Source organism: Chitinophaga sp. (genome assembly GCF_035564935.1).
Taxonomy (GTDB): domain Bacteria; phylum Bacteroidota; class Bacteroidia; order Chitinophagales; family Chitinophagaceae; genus Chitinophaga.
The window spans coordinates 1-5,556 of sequence record NZ_DATMTE010000016.1 but is presented as its reverse complement, the minus strand read 5'-3'; the positions used below and the strand labels follow the sequence as shown (position 1 = coordinate 5,556).

Here is a 5,556-nt window from a genome sequence, read left to right as displayed (position 1 = left end):
ATTGAACTGTTCCGGGAAAGGTTTATCCAGCAAGTGATTATAGATAAAACGGTAAGATTCTCCGGAAGAATGCACACTTTTTAAGCCACCCCATCCATGGCGTTCGCCGGGATACAGCATAAACTCGAAGTGCTTATTCAGGTTTTCGAGCTTATCGATCAGTTGGATGCAGTTCTGCATATGTACATTATCGTCCATAGTGCCGTGTACAATACGGATCAGTCCTTTATATTTATCGGCGTAGGTCATTACAGCGGTGGCCTTATAGCCTTCAGGATTTTCTGCCGGGGTATCCATGTAGCGTTCTGTATAGTGGCTGTCGTACAGTTGCCAATCGGTTACCGCGTAGTTGGCCATACCATAATTAAATACATCTGCGCCATAGGTAAGGGCCATACAGGTCATATAGCCGCCAAAGCTGCCGCCGGTCATACATATTTTACTGCTGTCGGCCCATGGCTGCGAACGGAGCCATTTGGCAGCGTCCATATAATCCTCGATTTCATACTTACCCAACTGGCGGTGGATATAGTTCATCCCCATTTTGCCCAGCTGCCCGCTGCTGCGGTTATCGATGGCTACCTGGATCACTCCTTCCTGGGCCCACCACTGCTGTAGATTGCTGTATTTCCACGTATCATATACAGTACCTGCATTAGGACCACCATAAATGCTGATCAGCACCGGGTATTTTTTACCTGGCTCCATATGCAGGGGCATGGTAATGGTAAGCGGCAATACCAGTCCATCCCGGGTTTTATAGGTTTGCAGTGTTGTTTTAGCAAGGTTGAAATCATCAAACTTTGCCCCTTTGCTGTTGCCCAGTTCCCTTACCAGCTTACCGTTGTTATCCAGCAAGGCCATTTTTGAGGGTGTTTGCAGGTTGGAATAGGTGGTAATGAAGTATTTTCCTCCGGGCGCCAGTTTGATCATATTGTTATAGCTGCCGTTGGTTAAACGGGTTAATGCGCCGGTTTTCATGCTCACTTTATACAGGTCGAAGCGGGTAGAGGCTTCTTTACGGGCCGTGAAGTATACCAGTTGATTTTTCTCATCGATCTGTAATACCTCTTTCACCGTCCAGTTGCCGGAAGTGAGTTGCTTTTTAAGGCTGCCGTCCATATTGTGGAGGTAAAGGTGCGACCAGCCGGTTTTATCGCTTTGCAACAGGAAGCCCTGGTTGTTTTTCAGAAAGGGAACGGCATCAAACCAGTCGATCCACGTTTTCTGTTTTTCATCATATATTTCTTTTTTGGCGCCGCTTTGCGGGTCGATGCTGTATATTTTCAGGTTATCCTGTCCGCGGTTCATCCATTGCATCCACAGTTGCCGGCTATCTTCCGTCCAAAAAGGCATACCGAAGTACTGGTCGTCGTTTTCGTTGAAGTTTGCCCAAACGGTAGGCCCACCGGTAACCGGCACCACGCCTACTTTCACAGCAGGGTTGGGATCGCCGGCTTTAGGGTAACGGGTGTTTTCCAGGTAGCCATGTTGTCCTTTCTCGCTATAAATGGGAAATACAGGTACTTTAGAATCGTTAAAGTGCATGTAGGCGATCTGCCGGCTGTTGGGACTCCACCAGAAAGCGCGGTAGTGTGTGGGCCGGCCGAGGATCTCCTCATAATATACCCACGACGCCCAGCCGTTGTAAATTACATCGGAGCCATCTGTAGTATAACGTGTTTCCTTTTTGGTGGCTACTTCTACGCTGTAAAGGTCATTGTTGCGGGTAAAAGCCACATATTTTCCATCCGGGGAAAGCGTTGGATTTTTTTCTTCTGCGGCATCGTTTGTTAAACGGGTGGTATTACCGTTTGCCGCTTTATAAAAAACATCTCTCTCACGAACCTCCACACTGGGGCCGTCTACCGGTGCCGTATAAACGGTTGCTTTGCCGGAACGCGCATCTACAGACCATGCCTGCATACGGCCATTTGCCGCATCGGGGCGCATTTCCAGGTAATGTTCCCCATCTGCCCAATCGCGGATAGCCGGTAATGGTTGGGTGATATTGGTGGCCTGGCCTTTAAAAGCCTGTTCAAAAGTAAGGTCCTGCTTTTGCTGGGCTTTTACACAGGGCGCAGCCAGTAGCAATAAGCCTGCGCTGCAGATAGTGGTTGGTTGTAACCATTGTTCGCTTCTCATCATTTGTAAGATATCAGGTGGTTGTTTTGTTGTAGTTAGCGGACGAAAATAAGCATAACTAAAAAATAGCGGTCACAATTTACACAAACGGGCAATGCCCGCAAACCGGCAACAGGCCAAATACTGCCAGATATGAAAGATTTCCCCGCGACGGTTAATTGGGGCTGTAAATAGCAGTGGAAGCGGCTATCTTTAGTATGGTTTTCATAGGATATGGTCAAAAAATAAGAGGGCTGTAGTCTTACAGCCCTTTTTACTATTTTTGCACTCCATTAGTGCAATTAAATTACTACATGACACAATTATCTGAGCAAGAGATTATACGCCGGGAAAAATTACAGGAGCTGCATAACTTAGGTATAGACCCCTACCCTGCAGCTGAATACCCGGTTAATGATACTTCCGTAAACATAAAAGCCAATTATTCGGAAGAAACAAAGGAAAAATTCCAGGAAGTATGCCTGGCTGGCCGTATCATGAGCGTTCGCGACATGGGTAAGGCCGCATTTGCCGTTATCCAGGACAGCGTTGGCCGCATCCAGGTATATATCCGCCGGGACGATATCTGCCCCGGGGAAGATAAATCAATGTACGACACCGTATTCAAGAAACTGCTGGATATCAGCGATTTTATAGGGGTAAAAGGTTATGCCTTTATTACCAAAACCGGTGAAACTTCTATCCACGCAAAGGAAATCACCATCCTGTCTAAATCACTGCGCCCCCTGCCGGTGGTAAAAGCCAAAGAGGGAGAAGTATTTGACGAGGTAACAGATCCGGAGTTCAAATACCGGCAGCGCTATGCCGACCTGGTGATTAACCCGGAAGTGAAAGAGGTGTTTATTAAACGCACCCGGATCATGCAAACGATCCGCGACTTCTACAACAACCTGGGATACCTGGAAGTAGAAACGCCTATCCTGCAGCCAATTCCCGGCGGCGCTACCGCCCGTCCGTTTACCACGCACCACAATGCGCTGGATATGCCCCTTTATTTGCGTATAGCCAACGAGTTATACCTGAAACGCCTCATTGTGGGCGGCTTTGAAGGAGTATACGAGTTTGCAAAGGATTTCCGTAACGAGGGAATGGACCGTACCCATAACCCGGAATTTACTGTAATGGAAATGTATGCAGCCTATAAGGACTACGAATGGATGATGCGTACTACAGAAGCTTTACTGGAGAAAATTGCCCTCACTTTGCATGGTACCACCCTTGTACAGGTAGGCGATAAAACCATCGATTTTAAAGCGCCGTTCCGCCGGGTGTCTATGTACGAAGCCATACAGGAGCACACCGGTTTTGATATTGCCGCTATGGATGAGGCACAGCTGCGCGATGTTTGCAAACAGCTGGGTATCCATGTAGACGCCAAATTTGGCAAGGCCAAACTGATAGATGAAATTTTTGGTGAAAAATGCGAAGGCAACTACATCCAGCCCACTTTCATTACCGATTACCCGGTAGAAATGAGCCCGCTCACCAAAAAGCACCGCAGCAAAGCAGGTTTGGTAGAGCGTTTTGAACTGATGGTAAACGGTAAGGAAATTGCCAATGCCTACAGTGAGCTGAATGATCCTATTGATCAGCGCGAGCGCTTTGAAGAACAGGTGAAGCTGATGGAACGCGGCGATGACGAAGCTATGTATATTGACTACGACTTCCTGCGCGCCCTGGAATATGGTATGCCGCCTACCTCCGGTATCGGTATTGGTATGGATCGCTTAACGATGCTGATGACCAACCAGCCATCTATCCAGGATGTGCTTTTCTTCCCGCAAATGAAGCCGGAACAACAGAAATAAGATCATCTTTATAAAATAAAAAAAGGCGAATGGCTCCGGTCATTCGCCTTTTTGCTTTATACATGGGTAAATGTGGCATTAAATTTTCATGAAGCGTTCATATACCAATGCACATCGTTAACTTTAAGTAGTGCTTATTAGTATCTTAAAATTGGCCCATATGAAAACATTATTAGTACCCACTGATTTTTCAGATACCGCTTATAATGCCGCTACCTACGCTATTGCCCTGGGAAACAGTTTAGGAGCCACCCGCATTGTATTGTACCACGCATATGAGCTGATTGTACCCGTTCCGGACGTGCCAACCATGATCCCGATGGTAAACCCGGAGGATCTGAGAGCTGCCAGCCTGGAAGGTTTGGAGAAAATGAAAACAGAACTGGCCCCCCTCACCGGCGAAGGCACTACGCTCCTGACGCGGGCAGATAATACCCTGCTGGCGGCAACTATTGAAGAAGTATGTAAAAATGAAGGGGTAGACCTGATTGTGATGGGGATTACCGGTGGCAGTAAACTGGAGGAAGTATTGGTAGGATCCAATACGATCGACGTAGTGAAAAATACCAGCTACCCGGTGCTGATAGTACCCGGATCAGCAAAATATAAGCATATTGAAAAGATCGTTTTTGCGGCCGACCTGCGGAAGGTGGCAGATACCACGCCGGTAGAGCCATTGAAAAAACTACTGCATATTTTTAATGCAGAATTGCATGTGATCAATATAGACCATGAAAGCCGGCATTTCAGTACGGATACGCCTTTTGAAACGCTGATGCTGGATACGCTGCTGGAAGATTTCCATCCTGAGTACCATTTCATCGATAATCCTAATGTGGTAGCCGGGATCGCGGAATTTGCCGAAGAGAACAAGGCAGACCTGATCCTCACCATCCCCAAAAAGCATGGGTTATTTGAAGGTATTTTTAAACGCAGCCGTACTTCCAAACTGGCGTATCAAACGCATATACCACTGTTGACTTTACACGAATAATTTATACTTTTGAAAGATATTAATATTTATAATAACACTATGCTTAAACGTTCGTTATTGGTACTGCTGGGCTTCTTTAGCCTGCAGGCAACACAGGCCCAGCTGCTGAAGAAACTGGGTAAACAGCTGGAAACCGCTACCAACAAGAGTAGCAGCACAAGTACCGGTAGTGGTACTTCAATTGCAGGATTAACAGAATCAGACGCCGGTTCTGCCATTAAAGAGGCGCTCTCAAAAGGGGTGGCTGCCGGTATTGCAAAGCTCAATAAAAAGGATGGTTTTTTTGGAAGTGACGTATACAAACTGTTGCTGCCGGAAGATGCAGTGAAGATCGGTAATACCCTGCGGGCCATTGGTTTGGGCAGCCAGGTAGATAAGGCCATCCTGCAAATAAACCGTTCTGCAGAAAAAGCAGTAGGCTACGCGGCGCCCATTTTTGTAGGCGCCATCAAACAAATGACCCTCACCGACGCGCTTAACCTGGTAAAAGGAGGCAATACATCTGCCACCGATTTCTTTAAAAGTAAAACAACGGATTCCCTGAAAACCGCCTTTCTGCCGGTGATCAGGAAAACACTCGATAGCACCAGCGCTACACGTTATTATGCA

General features: G+C 47.0%; 4 protein-coding genes. 3 read left to right on the top strand and 1 reads right to left on the bottom strand.

All coding sequences use genetic code 11. From position 1 onward, the window contains the following. A partial coding sequence (locus VN105_RS00585) for a S9 family peptidase (protein ID WP_325636896.1) occupies positions 1-2,148 on the bottom strand: 2,148 nt, incomplete at its 3' end. A 290-nt stretch (positions 2,149-2,438) separates the two neighbouring features. Here VN105_RS00585 and lysS point away from each other — a divergent pair. The 3 genes from lysS to VN105_RS00570 all read left to right on the top strand — a co-directional run. Continuing rightward, positions 2,439-3,953 carry a lysine--tRNA ligase gene (gene lysS / locus VN105_RS00580; protein WP_325636894.1) on the top strand — a complete coding sequence of 505 codons (1,515 nt, stop codon included), beginning with the start codon at positions 2,439-2,441 and terminating at the stop codon, positions 3,951-3,953. 160 nt (positions 3,954-4,113) lie between these two features. Continuing rightward, on the top strand, positions 4,114-4,947 hold the full coding sequence (locus VN105_RS00575) for a universal stress protein (RefSeq protein WP_325636892.1): 834 nt from the start codon (positions 4,114-4,116) through the stop codon (positions 4,945-4,947). Positions 4,948-4,986: 39 nt separating this feature from the next. Then, positions 4,987-5,556: DUF4197 domain-containing protein (locus VN105_RS00570; RefSeq protein ID WP_325636890.1), on the top strand; the 570-nt coding region annotated here is incomplete at its 3' end.

Bases quoted from the DNA above. Each gene is read 5' to 3' on its own strand.
- lysS (WP_325636894.1), top strand. From the start codon at position 2,439: ATGACACAATTATCTGAGCAAGAGATTATACGCCGGGAAAAATTACAG.
- VN105_RS00575 (WP_325636892.1), top strand. From the start codon at position 4,114: ATGAAAACATTATTAGTACCCACTGATTTTTCAGATACCGCTTATAAT.